This window comes from Mycolicibacterium thermoresistibile (assembly GCF_900187065.1).
Classification (GTDB): Bacteria; Actinomycetota; Actinomycetes; order Mycobacteriales; family Mycobacteriaceae; genus Mycobacterium; species Mycobacterium thermoresistibile.
Map to the genome: position 1 here is coordinate 1,059,268 of NZ_LT906483.1, position 17,426 is coordinate 1,076,693.

20 protein-coding genes are annotated in these 17,426 nt (G+C 69.1%); 9 read left to right on the top strand and 11 right to left on the bottom strand.

Translation table 11 applies throughout. The annotated features are described in order from the left end of the window. Window positions 1-21 precede the first annotated feature (21 nt). The 3 genes from CKW28_RS04865 to CKW28_RS04875 are packed head-to-tail and all read right to left on the bottom strand — an operon-like array spanning window position 22 to window position 2,805. The gene (locus CKW28_RS04865) at window positions 22-933 is read right to left on the bottom strand and encodes a class I SAM-dependent methyltransferase (RefSeq protein ID WP_003925911.1); all 912 of its coding nucleotides are present in this window, start codon (window positions 931-933) and stop codon (window positions 22-24) included. After that, window positions 930-1,862 carry an SAM-dependent methyltransferase gene (locus tag CKW28_RS04870; protein WP_003925912.1) on the bottom strand — a complete coding sequence of 311 codons (933 nt, stop codon included), beginning with the start codon at window positions 1,860-1,862 and terminating at the stop codon, window positions 930-932. Before CKW28_RS04870 ends, CKW28_RS04865 begins: the two co-directional genes overlap by 4 nt. 4 nt (window positions 1,863-1,866) lie before the next feature. Beyond that, on the bottom strand, window positions 1,867-2,805 hold the full coding sequence (locus CKW28_RS04875) for a class I SAM-dependent methyltransferase (RefSeq protein WP_003925913.1): 939 nt from the start codon (window positions 2,803-2,805) through the stop codon (window positions 1,867-1,869). Between the two features lie 262 nt (window positions 2,806-3,067). On the opposite strand from CKW28_RS04875, the gene secY reads away from it, so the two are divergent. The 4 genes from secY to CKW28_RS04895 are packed head-to-tail and all read left to right on the top strand — an operon-like array spanning window position 3,068 to window position 6,251. Next, window positions 3,068-4,399: a preprotein translocase subunit SecY gene (secY, locus tag CKW28_RS04880; RefSeq protein WP_003925914.1), complete on the top strand. Its 1,332-nt coding sequence runs from the start codon at window positions 3,068-3,070 to the stop codon at window positions 4,397-4,399. Beyond that, entirely contained in the window at window positions 4,396-4,941 is a 546-nt protein-coding gene (locus CKW28_RS04885; protein ID WP_003925915.1) for an adenylate kinase, read from the top strand. Before secY ends, CKW28_RS04885 begins: the two co-directional genes overlap by 4 nt. Window positions 4,942-4,944: 3 nt before the next feature. Then, window positions 4,945-5,739, top strand: coding sequence for a type I methionyl aminopeptidase (gene map, locus CKW28_RS04890; protein WP_003925916.1), 795 nt, complete (start codon window positions 4,945-4,947; stop codon window positions 5,737-5,739). A gap of 5 nt (window positions 5,740-5,744) precedes the next feature. Further along, window positions 5,745-6,251, top strand: coding sequence for a MarR family winged helix-turn-helix transcriptional regulator (locus CKW28_RS04895; protein ID WP_003925917.1), 507 nt, complete (start codon window positions 5,745-5,747; stop codon window positions 6,249-6,251). Between the two features lie 4 nt (window positions 6,252-6,255). Here the strand turns inward: CKW28_RS04895 and CKW28_RS04900 are convergent, their stop codons facing one another. Together CKW28_RS04900 and CKW28_RS04905 are read right to left on the bottom strand one after the other, a co-directional pair. Further along, complete coding sequence (locus CKW28_RS04900) at window positions 6,256-7,506, bottom strand: GAF domain-containing sensor histidine kinase (RefSeq protein WP_003925918.1); 1,251 nt, start codon at window positions 7,504-7,506, stop codon at window positions 6,256-6,258. After that, the gene (locus CKW28_RS04905; protein ID WP_003925919.1) at window positions 7,503-8,174 is read right to left on the bottom strand and encodes a response regulator; all 672 of its coding nucleotides are present in this window, start codon (window positions 8,172-8,174) and stop codon (window positions 7,503-7,505) included. Before CKW28_RS04905 ends, CKW28_RS04900 begins: the two co-directional genes overlap by 4 nt. Before the next feature lie 175 nt (window positions 8,175-8,349). Between CKW28_RS04905 and CKW28_RS04910 the strand changes: the two genes are divergently transcribed. Further along, entirely contained in the window at window positions 8,350-9,135 is a 786-nt protein-coding gene (locus tag CKW28_RS04910; RefSeq protein ID WP_040547056.1) for an HAD-IA family hydrolase, read from the top strand. Here the strand turns inward: CKW28_RS04910 and mmsB are convergent, their stop codons facing one another. The 6 genes from mmsB to CKW28_RS04940 all read right to left on the bottom strand — a co-directional run bounded on the left by mmsB (window position 9,136) and on the right by CKW28_RS04940 (window position 15,533). Continuing rightward, on the bottom strand, window positions 9,136-10,035 hold the full coding sequence (gene mmsB, locus CKW28_RS04915; RefSeq protein ID WP_003925921.1) for a 3-hydroxyisobutyrate dehydrogenase: 900 nt from the start codon (window positions 10,033-10,035) through the stop codon (window positions 9,136-9,138). A gap of 15 nt (window positions 10,036-10,050) precedes the next feature. Further along, window positions 10,051-11,244 (bottom strand): acyl-CoA dehydrogenase family protein, encoded by a 1,194-nt coding sequence (locus tag CKW28_RS04920; RefSeq protein ID WP_003925922.1) that lies wholly within the window; start codon window positions 11,242-11,244, stop codon window positions 10,051-10,053. Window positions 11,245-11,260: 16 nt separating this feature from the next. Continuing rightward, on the bottom strand, window positions 11,261-12,781 hold the full coding sequence (locus tag CKW28_RS04925; RefSeq protein ID WP_003925923.1) for a CoA-acylating methylmalonate-semialdehyde dehydrogenase: 1,521 nt from the start codon (window positions 12,779-12,781) through the stop codon (window positions 11,261-11,263). A 195-nt stretch (window positions 12,782-12,976) separates the two neighbouring features. Then, window positions 12,977-13,627, bottom strand: a complete 651-nt coding sequence (gene rfbC / locus CKW28_RS04930; RefSeq protein WP_003925924.1) for a dTDP-4-dehydrorhamnose 3,5-epimerase — start codon at window positions 13,625-13,627, stop codon at window positions 12,977-12,979. Continuing rightward, window positions 13,624-14,619, bottom strand: a complete 996-nt coding sequence (gene rfbB, locus CKW28_RS04935) for a dTDP-glucose 4,6-dehydratase (protein ID WP_003925925.1) — start codon at window positions 14,617-14,619, stop codon at window positions 13,624-13,626. The genes rfbC and rfbB overlap by 4 nt, the downstream gene beginning before the upstream one ends. Before the next feature lie 56 nt (window positions 14,620-14,675). Beyond that, entirely contained in the window at window positions 14,676-15,533 is an 858-nt protein-coding gene (locus tag CKW28_RS04940) for an LLM class F420-dependent oxidoreductase (protein ID WP_003925926.1), read from the bottom strand. A gap of 464 nt (window positions 15,534-15,997) precedes the next feature. On the opposite strand from CKW28_RS04940, the gene infA reads away from it, so the two are divergent. From infA to rpsK, 4 genes are all read left to right on the top strand, one after another. Then, a complete protein-coding gene (gene infA, locus CKW28_RS04945) occupies window positions 15,998-16,219 on the top strand; it encodes a translation initiation factor IF-1 (RefSeq protein WP_003886926.1) in 222 nt (73 codons plus the stop codon). A gap of 23 nt (window positions 16,220-16,242) precedes the next feature. Further along, a complete protein-coding gene (gene rpmJ / locus CKW28_RS04950) occupies window positions 16,243-16,356 on the top strand; it encodes a 50S ribosomal protein L36 (RefSeq protein WP_003879483.1) in 114 nt (37 codons plus the stop codon). A 279-nt stretch (window positions 16,357-16,635) separates the two neighbouring features. Further along, complete coding sequence (gene rpsM, locus CKW28_RS04955; RefSeq protein WP_003925927.1) at window positions 16,636-17,010, top strand: 30S ribosomal protein S13; 375 nt, start codon at window positions 16,636-16,638, stop codon at window positions 17,008-17,010. 4 nt (window positions 17,011-17,014) lie between these two features. After that, window positions 17,015-17,422, top strand: coding sequence for a 30S ribosomal protein S11 (gene rpsK, locus CKW28_RS04960; protein ID WP_003925928.1), 408 nt, complete (start codon window positions 17,015-17,017; stop codon window positions 17,420-17,422). Window positions 17,423-17,426: the final 4 nt, after the last annotated feature.

Here is a 17,426-nt window from a genome sequence, read left to right on the forward strand (position 1 = left end):
CCAGGTCGGTCACGCCCGAGGTCAGGGCTTGTCGCCGCTGACGTAGATGATCTCGCCGAGCGGATCATCCGGGTCGGGATCCGGCGCCGGCAGCCCGTAGCGCACGAACAGATCCGAGCGTGACACCTCGGCCATCTGCCAGCCCTCGGCGGTCAGGTACTGCGCCGGATGGTGACGTTCACCGTGGTAGATCAGCGACGGCATGTCCAGGTCCAGGCCGTGGCGGCGGAACTCCGCGGTCGCCGCGCGGGCCTTGTCCGGGTCGAAATCGCGCAGCGCCGGAACATATTCGGTAGCGACGGCGCTGCCGGGCGCCGACAGGGCGTCGATGTCGTCGAACAACCGGTCCTGCGCGTCCGGCGGCAGGTAGATCAACAACCCCTCGGCGATCCACGCGGTCGGTGCGGCGGGGTCGAATCCGGCGGCGGTGAGCGCGGCCGGCCAGTCGTGGCGCAGGTCGGCCGCCACCGTGCGGCGTTCGGCGGTGGGTTCGGCGCCGAGGCGGGCCAGCGTGCGGGTCTTGAACTCGATCACCCGGGGTTGGTCGATCTCGTAGACGACGGTGCCGTCCGGCCACCGCAGCCGGTAGGCGCGGGCGTCCAGACCCGCGGCGAGGATCACCGCCTGCCGGATGCCCCGGGCGGTGGCCGCTGCGAAATGGTCGTCGAAGAATCTGGTGCGGACCGCGACCTCGTCGATGTTGGCCTGCACCCGCGGCGCGGACTGCGGGTCGAGGTCGGCGACGGTCAGCTCACCGTCGGCGATCCTGGTGAAGAAGTCGATCCCGACCGCGCGGACCAGGGGAGCGGCGAACGGATCGTTGATCAACTCTTTCGGATCGCGGCTGGCCACCGCACGTCCGGCGGCGACCATCGTCGCGGTCGCGCCGACGCTGGAGGCCAGATCCCAGCTGTCGTCGTCTGCCCGTGTCATCGCATCCCAGCCCTCACGACCGGGCGGACCGCGGTGACCGCCGACGAATCCCGCATCGCGGCCAGCGCCGCGGAGTCCGGGAATTCGCGGCCGTAGCCGGCGAAGACCTCGGCACGGGGGCGGGCCCGCGCATCCCAGCCGCGGCCGCGCAGGTAGTCCACCACCGGCGTGCGCTCGCCCGGATGGAACAGCTCGGACAACTGGACCTCGAATCCGTGTTCCCGCCACCGGCGACCCAGTTCGTCGGCCTTCTCGCCGAGTCCCGCGCCCGGGCCGGGATGGTCCTCGGTGGCCAGCCGACTGCCCGGGGCGCTGAGGTCGGTGATGTGGTCGAAGAGCCGGTCCTGGGCGTCCGGCGGCAGATACCGCAGCAACCCCTCGGCGCTCCACGCCGTCGCCACCGTGGGGTCGAATCCGGCGGCGGTCAGCGCGGCCGGCCAGTCGTCACGCAGATCCACCGCGACCGGGCGGTGCGGTGCGGTCGGCGGGGCCCCCAGCTCCGCCAGGGTGCGGGTCTTGAACGCGATCACCTCGGGCTGGTCGATCTCGTAGACCACGGTGCCGTCCGGCCAGGTCAGCCGGTACGCCCGGGCGTCCAGACCCGAGGCCAGGATCACCGCCTGCCGGGCGCCCACCCGCGTCGCGTCGGTGAAGAAGTCGTCGAAGAACCGGGTGCGCACCGCCATCACCTCGGTGAGCACCTGCGCGGCGGCCCGTTCCTCGGCGGTGTCGGCCGGCAACTCCAGGTCGCCGTCGACCAACCGGGTGAAGAACTCCACCCCGACCGCGCGCACCAGGGGCGCGGCGAACGGGTCGTCGATCAGCGGTTCGGGTTCGCGCGACGCCAGCGCGCGGGCGGCCGCGACCATCGTCGCGGTGACGCCGACGCCGGAGGTCAGATCCCAGGTGTCGGATTCGGAACGCGCCATCGGCTCAACCCGCCCGCTTCCCGGGGCTCTTCTCGGAGCTGAGGTAGACCACCTCGGTGACCCGACCGTCGTTCTCGGCCGGCGGCAGCCCGGTGCGCACCAGCAGCTCGTTCGCGGTCAGGGCGGTGCAGCGCCAGCCGCGGTCGGCCAGATACCCGGCCACGTCGGCCCGGTCGCCCAGATAGATCAACTCGCTGAAATCCAGGTCCAGACCGTGGGCGCGCCACCGCTCGGCCAGGATCCGCATGCGTTGCCGCACCTCGTCCTCGTCGGCGTCGGCATGGGCGGGCACCCCTTCCACCCCCAGCCGGCTGCCCACCGCGCTGAGGTCGGTGATCTGGTCGAGCAACCGGTCCTGGGCGTCGGGCGGCAGATACCCGAACAGACCCTCGGCGATCCACACGGTCGGTGCGGCGGGGTCGAATCCGGCGGCGGTGAGCGCGGCCGGCCAGTCGTGGCGCAGGTCGGCCGCCACCGTGCGGCGTTCGGCGGTGGGTTCGGCGCCGAGGCGGGCCAGCGTGCGGGTCTTGAACTCGATCACCCGCGGTTGGTCGATCTCGTAGACGACGGTGCCGTCCGGCCACCGCAGCCGGTAGGCGCGGGCGTCCAGACCCGCGGCGAGGATCACCGCCTGGCGGATTCCGGCCTGGCCCGCCGCGAGGAAGAAATCGTCGAAGAACCGGGTGCGGGCGGCCATCGCGTCGGTGAACCGGGTCAGCGCGGTGCCGCTGCCGTCCACGCCGAGCACCTCGGACGGGATCTCCCGGTCGATCATCCTGCGGAAGAACTCCACGCCGACCGCGCGCACCAGGGGAGCGGCGAACGGATCGTCGATCACGGCATCCTCGGCGCTGCTCGCCAGCGCGCGGGCGGCCGCCACCATGGTCGCGGTGGCGCCGACGCTGGAGGCCAGGTCCCAGGTGTCGTCGTCGGTACGCGGCATCGGCGCCCCCTCACGGACCAGTGCACAAACCCGGAATTGGTTAGCTGTCATAACAGCTCCTCCCGACTGTACGCCCGCTTCCGGGGACCCGTTCGAGCGATGCGGGCATCCGGGATGACTACTGTTACTCTCATAGACTGTTTGACGCGTGACTCCGCAGGCTGTGCGTCTGTGCGGGCGCCGTACCTGACTTACCGAAACGCTGGAACTGACCAGCCCGTTTGGCACGCCGCGCTATGAGGTCGGCTGCGCAGGAGGAAGAGTGCTCTCGGCTTTCATCTCGTCGCTGCGAACCGCCGATCTGAGACGAAAGATCCTGTTCACGCTGGGCATCGTCCTGCTGTACCGGGTCGGTGCGTCGATACCCTCACCGGGCGTCAACTACCCGAACGTGCAGCGCTGTATCGAACAGGTCAGCGGTGGCGACTCCGGTCAGATCTATTCGCTGATCAACCTGTTCTCCGGCGGCGCCCTGCTGCAGTTGGCGGTGTTCGCGGTCGGCGTGATGCCCTACATCACCGCGAGCATCATCGTGCAGCTGCTGACCGTGGTGATCCCGCGGTTCGAACAGCTGCGCAAGGAAGGCCAGGCCGGCCAGGCCAAGATGACGCAGTACACGCGGTATCTGGCGGTCGCGCTGGCGCTGCTGCAGGCCACCTCGATCGTGGCGCTGGCCGCCAACGGCGGCCTGCTGCAGGGCTGCACCCTCGACATCATCGACAACTCGTCGATCTTCTCGCTGTTCGTCATCGTCATCGTGATGACCGCCGGCGGCGCCCTGGTGATGTGGATGGGCGAGCTGGTGACCGAGCGGGGCATCGGCAACGGCATGTCGCTGCTGATCTTCGCCGGCATCGCGGCGCAGATCCCGGCCGAGGGCAACATGATCCTGGAGAGCCGCGGCGGGCTGGTGTTCACCGCGGTCTGCGCGGCCGCACTGGTGATCCTCATCGGCGTGGTGTTCGTCGAGCAGGGGCAGCGCCGCATCCCGGTGCAGTACGCCAAGCGGATGGTCGGCCGCCGGATGTACGGCGGCACCTCGACCTACCTGCCGCTGAAGGTCAACCAGGCCGGCGTGATCCCGGTGATCTTCGCGTCGTCGTTGATCTACATCCCGCAGCTGATCACCCAGCTGATCCAGAGCGGGCGGTCGGATCCGACCCAGACCGGCTGGTGGGACCGGTTCGTCGCCGAATACCTCACCGACCCGTCCAGCCCGGTCTACATCGGCATCTACTTCGGGTTGATCATCTTCTTCACCTACTTCTACGTCTCGATCACGTTCAACCCCGATGAGCGGGCGGACGAGATGAAGAAGTTCGGTGGGTTCATCCCCGGTATCCGGCCGGGCCGTCCGACCGCGGACTATCTGCGGTACGTGCTGAGCCGGATCACCCTGCCGGGCTCGATCTACCTCGGTGTGATCGCCGTGATGCCGAATGTGTTCCTGCAGATGGGCAGCGGCGGGCAGACTCTGCAGAACCTGCCGTTCGGTGGCGTCGCGGTGCTGATCATGATCGGCGTCGGCCTCGACACCGTGAAACAGATTGAGAGCCAGCTCATGCAACGCAACTACGAAGGGTTCCTGAAGTGAGAATCGTGCTGCTCGGAGCACCCGGTGCGGGTAAGGGCACCCAGGCGCAGAAGCTCTCCGAGAAACTCGGCATCCCCCAGATCTCCACCGGGGACCTGTTCCGGCAGAACATCTCCGAGGGCACCGAGCTGGGACTGGAGGCCAAGCGTTATCTGGACGCCGGCGACCTGGTGCCCGCCAGTCTGACCAACGCGCTGGTGGAGGACCGGATCAACCAGCCCGACGCGGCCAACGGGTTCATCCTCGACGGGTTCCCGCGGTCGGTCGAGCAGGCCGAGGCGCTCGACGAGATGCTCAAGAAGCTCAACGTCAGACTCGACGCGGTGCTGGAGTTCCAGGTGTCCGAAGAGGAGCTGCTCGCCCGCCTCAAGGCCCGCGGCCGCGCCGACGACACCGAGGACGTCATCCGCAACCGGATGGCGGTCTACCGCAGCGAGACCGAGCCGCTGCTGGACTACTACCGCGACCAGCTGAAGACCGTGGACGCCGTCGGCACCCTCGACGAGGTGTTCGAGCGGGCTCTGACCGCGCTTGGTCGGTGAACCTTGGTCGGCCTGAGACTGCGTAACCGGAAAGTCGTCGCCCAACGCAGCGCCGGTGAACTCGACGCGATGGCGGCGGCCGGGGCGCTGGTCGCCGAGGCCCTCCGCGCCGTGCAGGCGGCCGCCGCGCCGGGGGTGTCGACCAAACACCTCGACGAGATCGCCGAGTCGGTGATCCGCGACGGCGGCGGTATCCCGTCGTTCCTGGGCTATCACGGCTTCCCGGCCAGCATCTGCGCGTCGGTGAACGAGCGGGTGGTGCACGGCATCCCCGCCGACGACGAGATCCTCGCCGCGGGCGACCTGGTGTCGATCGACTGCGGTGCGATCCTCGACGGCTGGCACGGGGATTCGGCCATCACGTTCGGGGTCGGCGACCTGATCCCGGCCGACGAGGCGTTGTCGCAGGCCACCAAGGCCGCACTGGACGCCGGGATCGACGCGATGCGGCCCGGCAACCGGTTGACCGATGTGTCCCACGCGATCGAGACCGCGACCCGCGCCGCCGAACGCCGCGACAACCGGCGCTACGGCATCGTGGCCAACTACGGCGGCCACGGCATCGGCCGGCAGATGCACATGGACCCGTTCCTGCCCAACGAGGGCGCCCCGGGCCGCGGCCCGCACCTCGCCGTCGGGTCGGTGCTGGCCATCGAACCGATGCTGACCCTGGGCACCACCGAGACCGTGGTGCTCGCCGACGAGTGGACCGTCGTCACCGCCGACGGATCCCGGGCCGCACACTGGGAACACACCGTGGCGGTCACCGAAGACGGGCCCCGCATCCTCACGCTCTAGCCACCGTGACTCCCTCGACGCCGGAGAAACCGGATCCGATCGCACAGGCCAGGGCCAACTGGGAACGCGCCGGTTGGGGTGATGTGGCCGACGGCATGGTTGCCGTCACCTCGGTGATGCGGGCGCATCAGATCCTTCTGGCCCGGGTGGAGAACGCCCTGCGGCCCTACGACCTGAGCTTCTCCCGGTTCGAGCTGTTGCGGCTACTGGCGTTCACCCGCACCGGGGAGCTGCCGATCACCAAGGCCTCGGACCGGCTGCAGGTCCACGTCACCAGCGTCACCCACGCCATCCGCCGGCTGGAGGCGGCCGGGCTGGTGGAACGGATCCCGCACCCCACCGACGGGCGCACCACCCTGGTGCGGATCACCGAGCTGGGCAGGTCGACCGTCGAGGACGCCACCGTGACGTTGAACAACGAGGTGTTCGCCGACATCGGCATGTCCGACGCCGAGTCCAAGGCGCTGTCCTCGGCCATCGAGACGCTACGCCGCAACGCCGGCGACTTCTGACCGGTCAGCGGGTGGCCGGCGGCAGCGGGATGGTGGCGATGACCGCGGTGCCCGCCCCGGGCCGGGACCGGATGTTGAGCCGCCCGCCGACGATCTCGGCGCGCTCGGCCATCGACAACAACCCGTAGCCGCTCATGTCGTCGCCGCCGAGGGGGTGTTCGAAGGTGTCGAAACCGACTCCGTCGTCGACGATCTCCAGCCGGGCCACCTCGCCGTGTTCGCCGCGGTCCACCGCATAGGTGAGCCGGGCGGTGCGGGCGCGGGCGTGTTTGACGACGTTCTGCAGGCACTCCTGGGCGATGCGGTACAGCGCCAGCTCGATGTGGTCGGGCAGCCGGGTCTCGGCCAGGTCCACCTCGATGTCGACCCCGATGTCGAGTTGGCCGACGGACTGCGCCAGGCTGGCCAGCCCGCCGGACAGCCCCAGATCGTCCAGCACCGGCGGCCGCAGCCCGCTGATCGCGGCGCGGGTCTCCTCGAGGGTCAGATCGGCCAGCTCGCGGGCCTTGCTCAGCTGTTCGGTGACGGTCGCCGGATCGTCGACGGCGCGGATCGCCGCATCCAGCCGGTAGGACAGGGTGACCAGCCGTTGGGAGATGCCGTCGTGAATGTCGGCGGCCAGCCGGCGCCGCTCCAGCTCCTGGGCCTCGATGACCTGTTCGACGAAGATCTCGTGGGCCCGTTCCCGCGCCACCAACTGCCGGTGCAGCCGGGCCTGATGCAACCCGCCGGCGATCAACCGGCCGATCACCAGCAGCAGGTCGACGTCGCGTCTGGTGAACTCACGGCGTTCCACGGTGTGCACGTTCAGCACCCCGACCAGCCCGCCCGGATCGGTCTCCATCGGCACCGACACCATCGAGGTGAAATCGCGGCCCCGCAACGACTGGAACGGCAGATACCGCGGATCGGCCTCCTTGTTCTCGGTGATCACCACCGGTTCGCGGTGGCTGGCCACCCAGCCGGAGATGCCCTGCCCGAGGGGCAGCCGGATCTTGCCCACCTCCTTGTCGAACGGCGGGGTCGCGCCGGCCAGCGTCAGCGACCGCTCGGTGTCGTCGAGGACGTGCACGAAGCAGACGTCGCTGGCGGTGGCGGCGGTGATCATCCGCGCGGCCGCCGCGGCCAGCGGTTCCACCCCCGGACCGCGGGAGGCGGCCTGGATCAGCTCCCGCAGCAGCACCAACTCCCGGTCGGCGGTGAGCAGCTGTTCGCTCAGATCCCGGACCGGGTCGGGGTGCGGGCCGGACGTCACTGGTAGATGCCTTCCCGCAGCGCGGTGGCCACCGCGGCGGCGCGGTCACTGACCCCGAGCTTGCGGTAGATCGAGCGCAGATGGCTCTTCACGGTTTCGTCGCCGATCACCAGCTTGGCGGCGATACCGCGGTTGGACAGCCCGTTGACGACGTACGACAGGATCTCGCTCTCCCGCTGGGTGAGCCCGTGCCGGGCGCCGGGCCAGAACTCGTCGCGCTGCAACCGGGCCGCGGTGTCGACCGCCCGGGCTGCCATGCCCGGGTCGAGCGCGGTCTGGCCGCGGTGCACCATCTCGAGTTGGCGGACCAACTCGTCGCTGCTGATGCTCTTGAGCAGATAGCCCGACGCCCCGACCCGCAACGCCTGGTAGAGGTACTGCTCGTCGTCGTAGACCGACAGCATCACCACCTTGCGGTGCGGGGCCTGTTCGCGCAGGGTCAGGCACAGATCCAGCCCGCTTGTGTTCTGCATCCGCACATCGCACAGCACGATGTCGGGGTCGAGTTCGGCGACCACCTCGACGGCGCGTTCCGCACCGACGGCGTGACCGACCACGCACACCCGGTCCTCGAAGGCGGCCAGCATCGCCTTGAGCCCTTCGATCACCATTTCGTGGTCGTCCACCAGCACGATGCGTACCGGCGATGGAGCGGCAACCGGTTCCATGGCAACACTGTAAGACCCGGGTCGGCCGGAACACCCGGCGATGCGGACCCGAGTTCGATCATGCCCCCGCCGCCGCCGGCGGGATCGCCCGCCTGCGCGTCCCTCCCGAAGTTGACACACGATCTCCCCCATCCGGGGGAGTCGCGACGGGGCGGTGGTGCGGCACTGTGGAGCCGTGCCGAGGACACGGGAACGGACCGCACGAACGTTCTGGTGGGAGCACGGCAGGCCCGCCGGTGCCGCTGAGGAACCGCTGCGCGCGGTGCTGTTCAACCTCGACGGCGCCGTCGCCGATCTGCACCGCGACGGCCACCGGGCGGCGTTCAACGCCGCGTTCGCGGCGCACGGGCTACCGGTGCGCTGGGATGTCGAACAGTACCGGCACGCGCTGCGCATCAGGGACGACCGGCGCCGCATCGCCGCCGCGTTGCGCCGGCGCGGCTACGGCCGGGACAGCGCGGCCCTGGCCGCCGAGGTACTGCGCACCAAGGACGCACTGTTCGAACGCTGCGTGCTCGACGGTGACGTGTCGCCACGGCCCGGGCTGATCGACCTGGTGACCAGCCTGTTCGTGGCCGGTATCGACGTCGCGGTGGTGAGCACCGGGGCCCGGTCGTGGGTGGAGCCGTTGGTCCGCCAGCTGATCGGCGACGGGCTCGCCGCCACCGTGGTCAGCCGCGACGATCTCACCGTCGTCGGCCCGGATCCCGACGTCTACGGCCATGCCCTGTGGGAGCTCGGACTGCCCCCGGAACACGCGCTGGCCGTGGAGAGTTCGGCCGCCGGCCTGAGCGCGGCGACCGCCGCGAAGCTCACCACACTGGTGGTCACCACGCCGTACACGGCGGGACAGGACTTCACCGGCGCGGCAGCGGTGCGGCACCGCTACGACGAGCCGCAACCGCTGCGCGCCTCCGGTTGTGTGGCCCTGCACCGCCGGTGGCTGGTCGCCAACGGCTGATCAGCTGTTGCGCAGCAGCTCGATGACCGCGCTGAAATCCTTGTCGGCGTTGCCGTCGGCGGCGCGGATGAACTCGGCGTAGATCTCGGCGGCGTGGCTGCCCAACGGCGCCGACGCCCCGCTGGACTTCACCGCGTCCATCGCCAGGCCGAGATCCTTGTTCATCAGGGCGGTGGCGAACCCCGGCTTGAAATCGTTGTTGGCCGGGGAGGTGGGGACCGGACCGGGAACCGGGCAGTTGGTGTGCACCGCCCAGCAGTTACCGGTGGCGCCGGTGATCACGTCGAACAGCGACTGCGCCGACAGGCCCAGCTTCTCGGCCAGCACGAACGCCTCGCCGATCGCGATCTGCTGCACCGCCAGCACCATGTTGTTGCACAGCTTGGCGGCTTGACCGGTGCCCGAGGCGCCGCAGTGGATGATCTTGCCGGCCATCGGTTCCAGCACCGGCCGCGCCCGTTCGACAGCCTCGGCGTCACCGCCGACCATGAACGCCAGCGTGCCGGCGACCGCACCCTTGACCCCGCCCGACACCGGGGCATCCACCTGGGCGAACCCACGGCCGGTTGCCTGTGCGTGCACCGTGCGGGCGTCGTCGACGGAGATCGTGGAGGTGTCGATGAACAGCGCACCACTGGTGGCGGCCGGCAGCACCTCCGCGTAACACTGCTTGACGATGTCGCCGTTGGGCAGGGAGGTGATCACGACCTCCGCCCCGGCCACCGCCTCGGCGCCGCTGTCGAAGGTCTGCACCCCCTTGTCCGCGGCGGCGGCCCTCGACTCGGCCACCGGGTCGAACCCGCGGACGGTGTGCCCGGCGGCCACCAGGTTGGCGGCCATCGGCCCGCCCATGTGGCCAAGACCCAGAAACGCCACTGTGTATTTCAGGTCGGCGCTCATCAGATCGCGGCTCCTTCATGCCGAGGCGCGGGCCCGGCCGGACTCCGCCGCACCGCGGGCCCGCCCCGCGACGGCCCGGCCGATGACCACACGCATGATTTCGTTGGTTCCCTCGAGGATTCGGTGCACCCGCAGATCGCGGACGATCTTCTCCAGGCCGTACTCGTTGAGGTAGCCGTAGCCGCCGTGCAGCTGCAGCGCCTTGTCGGCCACCTCATAGCAGGCCTCGGTGACGTGCAGTTTGGCCATCGCGCACAGCTCCACCTTGTCGGGGTGGTTCTCATCGAGCGCGGTGGCGGCCCGCCACAGCATCAGCCGCGACGTCTGCAGAGCGGTGGCCATGTCGGCCAGGGTGAACCGGATGGTCGGCTCGTCGATCAGCGACCCGCCGAACGCCTGCCGGTCGGCGACATAGCTCGCGGCCTTCTCGTAGGCGGTCTGCGCGCCGCCGAGCGAACAGGCGGCGATGTTGAGCCGGCCGCCGTTGAGGCCGTTCATCGCGATGCTGAACCCCTTGCCCTCACCCTCGGGGCCGCCGAGCATGTTCTCGGCCGGCACCCGCGCGCCCTCGAGGATGACCTGGGCGGTGGGTTGGGCGTTCCACCCCATCTTCTGTTCGTCGGCGCCGAAGCTCAGCCCGGGCGTGCCCTTCTCCACGATGAAGGTGGAGATGCCCTTCGGGCCGTCCTCACCGGTGCGGGCCATCACGACGTACACATCGGATGCGCCCGCGCCGGAGATGAACTGCTTGACCCCGTCCAGCACGAAGTGGTCGCCGTCGCGCACCGCCCTGGTGCGCAGCGCGGCCGCGTCGGATCCGGCCCCGGGTTCGGTCAGGCAGTAGCTGGCGATGGCGTCCATCGAGGCCAGCCGCGGCACCCAGGTCTTGCGCTGCTCGTCGGTGCCGTAGGTGTCGACCATCCACGCGCACATGTTGTGGATGGACAGGAACGCCGCAGTGGTCGGATCCGCGGCGGACAGGTGCTCGAAGATGCGTACCGCGTCCAACCGGCGCAAACCGCTGCCGCCCACCTCCTCGGAGCAGTAGATCGCCGCCATGCCCAACTCGGCGGCCTCCCGCAACGCGTCGGTGGGGAAGTGCTTGGTGGCATCCCACTCCAACGCGTACGGGGCGAGCCGTTTCTCGGCGAACGCGGCCGCCGTCTCGGCGATCACCCGTTCGTCGTCATCCAGACCGAGATAGTCCATCGTGATTACTGCAGCCCTACTTCATGGTCGGGATGGAGAACTCCGCCCCATCCTTGATCCCGGACGGCCACCGCTGGGTGACGGTCTTGGTCTTGGTGTAGAACAAGATCGAGTGCGGGCCGTGCTGGTTGAGGTCGCCGAAGCCGGAGCGCTTCCAGCCGCCGAAGGTGTGGTACGCCACCGGGACCGGGATCGGCACGTTGACGCCGACCATCCCGCACTGCACGCGGGACACGAAGTCGCGCGCGGTGTCGCCGTCCCGGGTGAAGATCGCCACGCCGTTGCCGTATTCGTGTTCGGACGGCAGCGCCAGCGCCTCCTCGTAGTTCTTGGCGCGCACCATGCACAGCACCGGGCCGAAGATCTCGTCGCGGTAGATCGACATGTCGGTGGTGACCCGGTCGAACAGGGTCGGCCCGATGAAGTAGCCGCCCTCGAGGCTGTCGTCGCCGAACTGCAGATCGTCGCTGCCCCGTTCGCGCCCGTCGACCAGCAGCTCGGCGCCGGCCTCCACCCCCTGGCCGATGTAGTCGCGCACCCGCTGCAGGGCCGCCTCGGTGACCAGCGGGCCGTAGTCGGCCTTCGGGTCCAGGCTGTGGCCGACGCGGAGGTTGGCGACCCGCTCGATGAGCCGGGCCCGCAGGCGATCGGCGATCTCGTCGCCGACCGGCACCGCGACGCTGATCGCCATGCAGCGTTCACCGGCGCTGCCGTAGCCGGCGCCGATCAGCGCGTCGACGGCCTGATCCAGGTCGGCGTCGGGCATCACGATCATGTGGTTCTTGGCGCCGCCGAAGCACTGCGCACGCTTGCCGTGGGCGGTGGCACCGGCATAGATGTACTGCGCGATGTCGGAGCTGCCGACGAAGCCGACGGCCTGGATGGTCGGGTGCTCCAGGATGGCGTCGACGGCCTCCTTGTCCCCGTGCACCACCTGGAACAGCCCGGACGGCAGACCGGCCTGCAGGAACAGTTCGGCCAGCCGCACCGGCACCGACGGGTCCCGTTCGGACGGCTTGAGGATGAACGCGTTGCCGCATGCGAGCGCCGGTCCGGCCTTCCACAGCGGGATCATCGCCGGGAAGTTGAACGGGGTGATGCCGGCGACCACACCGAGCGGCTGGCGCATCGAGTAGACGTCGATGCCCGGGCCGGCGCCCTCGGTGTACTCACCCTTCTGCAGGTGCGGGATGCCGATCGAGAACTCGATGACCTCGATCCCGCGCTGGATGTCGCCCTTGGCGTCGGCCAGGGTCTTGCCGTGCTCGAGGGACAGGAGTTCGGCGAGTTCATCGACGTTCTGGTTGACCAGGTCGATGAACTTCATCAGCACCCGGGCGCGGCGCTGCGGGTTCCAGGCGGCCCACTCCTTCTGCGCCTCGGCGGCGCCGGCGACGGCGGCGTCGATGTCGGCCGCGGTGCCCATGACGACCTTGGCCTGCACCTTGCCGGTGCTCGGGTTCATGACGTCGGCGGTGCGGGTGGACTGTCCGGCCGTGTGCTGACCGTTGATGAAATGGTGGATCTGTCTCGTCATTTCCGTGCCCCTAGATTGCCCTGAACAGCGCCTGAGTTCGGTAGCACCCAAGTTCCCCTGACCGGCGAGGTGGTGTGATCCCTGAGTGACGCCGAGCGGCTCGTTACACTGATTACTAGGACATCCTAGTAACCCGGCTGTCGGCGGCGCAAGGGAGGTCGGCGGACTTTTTCGCCCGGGTGGCGGGCCGGATGTTCAGCCGTGCCGGCGCAGGCTCGCCACGAACGCCCGGGTCTCCTCCCAGGACGGCAGCAGTCCGGCGGCCTCGGCCTCGACGAGGGTGGGGGCGGCGGCGTCCCGCTCGGACAGCACCCGGCCCGCCGGAGCGTCGAGCGTGGGCCACTCGATGCCGATCGCCGGGTCGAGCGCCGCCACGGTGTGCTCGCGGTCCGGGGTGTACGGCGCCGAGCACAGATACATCACCGTCGACGTGTCCTCCAGCGCAAGGAATCCGTGCGCCAGCCCCTCGGAGATGTAGACCGACTTGCGGTTGGCGCCGTCGAGCAGCACCGCATCCCACTGCCCGAAGGTGGGCGAACCGACCCGGATGTCGACCACCACATCGAACACCGCGCCGGTCACGCAGGTGACGTACTTGGCCTGGCTGGGCGGCACCTCGGCGAAGTGCAAACCCCGCAGCACCCCCTTCGCCGACACCGAGCAGTTGGCCTGGCGCAGATCGAACCGGTGGCCGGCGAACGCGCTGAACTGCGCATCGGTGAACCACTCGAAGAACACGCCCCGGGCGTCCTCGTGCAGGCGCGGGGTGATCTCCCAGGCGCCGGGCACCCGCAACGCCCTGACGTTCTCCGGGACGTTCTGTGGGACGTTCTCTGGGACGGTCACTGGCCGCGTTCCGCGTAGGCGTCCTCGGTGGCGTCCTTCAGCGGCCGCCACCAGTCCTCGTTGTCCCGGTACCACTGGATGGTGTCGCGCAACCCGGCCTCGAAGTCGGTGTGCCGCGGTGTCCACCCCAACTCGTCGATCAGCGCCGACGGGTCGATCGCGTAGCGCAGATCGTGTCCGGCCCGGTCGGTGACGTGGTCGAAATCATCCGGGTCGCGGTCCATCAGCTTCAGGATGGTGCGCAGCACGGTGCGGTTGTCCCGCTCACCGTCGGCGCCGATCAGATAGGTGCGGCCGATCTGGCCGGCGGTGAGGATCCGCCACACCGCGTCGTTGTGGTCCTCGACGTGGATCCAGTCCCGCACATTGGCGCCGGTGCCGTAGAGCTTGGGCCGCCGCCCGGTCAGCACATTGGTGATCTGCCGGGGGATGAACTTCTCCACATGCTGATACGGCCCGTAGTTGTTGGAGCAGTTCGAGATCGTGGCGGCCACCCCGTAGGACCGCACCCAGGCGCGCACCAGCATGTCGGCCGCGGCCTTGGTCGACGAGTACGGGCTCGACGGGTTGTACGGGGTGGATTCGGTGAACCGGCGCGGATCGTGCAACGGCAGATCGCCGTACACCTCGTCGGTGGAGATGTGGTGCAGCCGCACCCGGTGCCGGCGCACCGCCTCCAGCACGGTGAAGGTGCCCACGACGTTGGTGCGCAGGAACGGTTCCGGCTCGGCCAGCGCGTTGTCCACATGGGACTCGGCGGCGAAGTGCACCACGGCATCGGACTCGGCGACCAGTTTGTCCACCAGGTCGGAGTCGGTCACATCGCCCTCGACCACCCGGATCCGGTCCGCCACCGGGGCCAGCGACTCCCTGCTGCCGGCGTAGGTGAACGCGTCGAGCACGGTCACCGCGGTGTCCGGGCGGTCCCGGACGGTGGCATGCACGAAGTTGGCGCCGATGAAGCCCGCGCCGCCGGTGATCAGCAACCGCATGTCCGGAACCTTAGTGCCCCACCCGCCCGGAAGCCGGTCTCGACCCGGCCGGACGTTCAGCCGCCGGACCCCAGCCCCAGCGGGCCGGCCAACTCGGCCAGGGTGGGCAGCAGCCGCTCCCGGCCGCCCAGCACCTGGATCGCCACGTGGTCCGCGCCCCGGTCGAGGTGCTCGCGCAGCGCATCGGCGACCTGCTCGGCGGTGCCGTGGGCGACCATGGCATCGATGAGCTCGTCGCTGCCCGGTTCGGCGATGTCGTCGTCGGTGAACCCGAGTTGCTTCCAGTTGTTGACGTAGTTGCGCAGCCGCAGATAGAAGCCGATTGTCTGGCGGCCGATCTCGCGGGCCGCGGCCGCATCGGTGTCGAGCACCACCTTGTGCTCGGGGGCCAGGAACACCGACGGGCCGATCCGGTTGCGGGCCTGCCCGGTGTGCTGCGGGGTGGTCAGGTAGGGATGGGCGCCGGCGCTGCGCTGGGCGGCCAGCTGCAACATCCGCGGTCCGAGGGCGGCGAGCACGCGGCGGCTGGTCGGCACCGTCGCCTCATCGAGCACGTCGAGATAGGTCACCATCGCCTCGTACGGTTTGGCGTACTCCTCGGTGGCCTCCGGGTGGCCGACGCCCAGGCCGAGCACGAACCGGCCCGGATAGGCCTTCTCGATGCGGTGAAAGGACTGGGCGACGGTGCGGGCCGGCGCCGTCCAGATGTTGACGATGCCGGTGGCGACCTGCAACGTCTCGGTGGCCTCCAGGATCGGTTCGACGAAGTCGAGCTCGGCGGCCGGGGAACCGCCGACCCACAGCGCCCGGTAGCCGAGCTTCTCGATCTCCGCGGCCAGCTCGCGCGGTATCGGCCCGCCGGTCCACACGCCGAAGCGGCCGAGGTCGGGCTTGAGCGAAACTGCGTCGGTCATGAACGTCCCATTCTGTCGGTCCCGTCTGTCGTCCCCGTCTCGTCGAGGGGCTGTGTGCCGAGGTGGCTGCGAGGAGCCCTGCGCGGAGGGACCCTGCGAGATCAGCTATACCCAGCCGCTCCGACGTTCGGCATGCGCGGCTATAGCTTGTCAGGTTCAGCGGCGAGGTGACCAGACACCGAGTCGCGGGTGTCGTGTCCCGCAGACACCGGCGGCCCTTCCGGGTGGTGGCCGATGGCGCCCTTGCGGGTGGTGGCCGATGGCGCCGATTTTGGGGGTGGCCGTCAACCGGGTAATATCGACCAACGGTGCGGCACCCGCGCCGACTCCTACGTGCTCTGTCCTGGAATTTCTCACTTCCGGCTTGCGTTTTGTAGTCGGAGCGAAAGTTGCGCCGGATTTTTGTCGTCGCCTGCGGCGGCAAGGCGCCGAGAGATAGAGGATACGGAGGATCTCCGCACAGTATGGCCAAGAAAGACGGTGCCATCGAGGTAGAGGGCCGGGTGATCGAACCCCTGCCCAATGCGATGTTTCGCATTGAGCTGGAGAACGGCCACAAGGTGCTCGCGCACATCAGTGGCAAGATGCGGCAACACTACATCCGCATCCTGCCCGAGGACCGCGTCGTGGTGGAGTTGTCTCCCTACGACCTGTCCCGCGGCCGCATTGTTTACCGATACAAGTAATACGTGAGAAGGATCGAACTGCCGTGAAGGTGAACCCGAGCGTCAAGCCCATTTGCGACAAGTGCAGGGTCATCCGCAGGCATGGGCGGGTCATGGTGATCTGCTCCGATCCTCGTCACAAGCAGCGGCAGGGCTAGGACCCCGGGCCCTCGGCACAGGGCTCGGCCCCGGAGTTCGTCCGACCACACAGCTGGTCGGATCACAACTGAATGCAGCACAACTGAATGTGAGCATCCCAGTGCCTATGGGTGGCGTGCTGTCGCGGCAGACGCGCCGGTGAGCCGCCCATGTACGTCCGGTACGGAGGCCGGACCCCGTGCGTGACGACAGTTTTGGCTCCTCGGCCAAGGCCTCGTCGGCAGGGCGGGAACGGACTGGGACCAGACCTCCGCACGACGAAGAAGGAACACCGCCTGATGGCACGTCTAGTGGGCGTGGATCTCCCGCGCGACAAGCGCATGGAGATCGCGTTGACCTACATCTACGGCATCGGCCGTACCCGCTCCAGGGAGATCCTTGCGGCCACCGGCATCGACAAGGACATGCGCACCAAGGACCTGACCGACGATCAGGTCACCAAGCTGCGCGATTACATCGAAGAGAACTTCAAGGTGGAAGGCGATCTGCGCCGCGAAGTGCAGGCCGACATCCGCCGCAAGATCGAGATCGGCTGCTACCAGGGTCTGCGGCATCGTCGTGGCCTGCCGGTGCGCGGCCAGCGGACCAAGACCAACGCGCGCACCCGCAAGGGACCCAAGCGCACGATCGCCGGCAAGAAGAAGGCCAGGTAAGTAGATGTCAGCAGCCAAGAAGGGTGCCGCCAAGGGCAAGACCACCCGTCGTCGGGAGAAGAAGAACGTCCCGCACGGTGCCGCCCACATCAAGAGCACCTTCAACAACACGATCGTGACCATCACCGATCCTCAGGGCAACGTCCTCGCGTGGGCGTCGTCCGGCCACGTCGGGTTCAAGGGGTCCCGCAAGTCGACCCCGTTCGCCGCCCAGCTGGCCGCCGAGAACGCCGCCCGCAAGGCCCAGGAGCACGGTGTGCGCAAGGTCGACGTCTTCGTCAAGGGGCCCGGCTCGGGCCGGGAGACCGCCATCCGTTCGCTGCAGGCCGCCGGCCTGGAGGTCGGGGCGATCGCCGATGTCACGCCGCAGCCGCACAACGGTTGCCGTCCGCCCAAGCGGCGCCGGGTCTAGCAGG

Bases quoted from the DNA above. Each gene is read 5' to 3' on its own strand.
- CKW28_RS04865 (WP_003925911.1), bottom strand. From the start codon at position 933: ATGACACGGGCAGACGACGACAGCTGGGATCTGGCCTCCAGCGTCGGC.
- CKW28_RS04870 (WP_003925912.1), bottom strand. From the start codon at position 1,862: ATGGCGCGTTCCGAATCCGACACCTGGGATCTGACCTCCGGCGTCGGC.
- CKW28_RS04875 (WP_003925913.1), bottom strand. From the start codon at position 2,805: ATGCCGCGTACCGACGACGACACCTGGGACCTGGCCTCCAGCGTCGGC.
- CKW28_RS04905 (WP_003925919.1), bottom strand. From the start codon at position 8,174: ATGGAACCGGTTGCCGCTCCATCGCCGGTACGCATCGTGCTGGTGGAC.
- mmsB (WP_003925921.1), bottom strand. From the start codon at position 10,035: ATGAGCGCCGACCTGAAATACACAGTGGCGTTTCTGGGTCTTGGCCAC.
- CKW28_RS04920 (WP_003925922.1), bottom strand. From the start codon at position 11,244: ATGGACTATCTCGGTCTGGATGACGACGAACGGGTGATCGCCGAGACG.
- CKW28_RS04925 (WP_003925923.1), bottom strand. From the start codon at position 12,781: ATGACGAGACAGATCCACCATTTCATCAACGGTCAGCACACGGCCGGA.
- rfbB (WP_003925925.1), bottom strand. From the start codon at position 14,619: ATGCGGTTGCTGATCACCGGCGGCGCGGGCTTCATCGGCGCCAACTTC.
- CKW28_RS04940 (WP_003925926.1), bottom strand. From the start codon at position 15,533: ATGACCGACGCAGTTTCGCTCAAGCCCGACCTCGGCCGCTTCGGCGTG.
- infA (WP_003886926.1), top strand. From the start codon at position 15,998: ATGGCCAAGAAAGACGGTGCCATCGAGGTAGAGGGCCGGGTGATCGAA.
- rpsM (WP_003925927.1), top strand. From the start codon at position 16,636: ATGGCACGTCTAGTGGGCGTGGATCTCCCGCGCGACAAGCGCATGGAG.
- rpsK (WP_003925928.1), top strand. From the start codon at position 17,015: ATGTCAGCAGCCAAGAAGGGTGCCGCCAAGGGCAAGACCACCCGTCGT.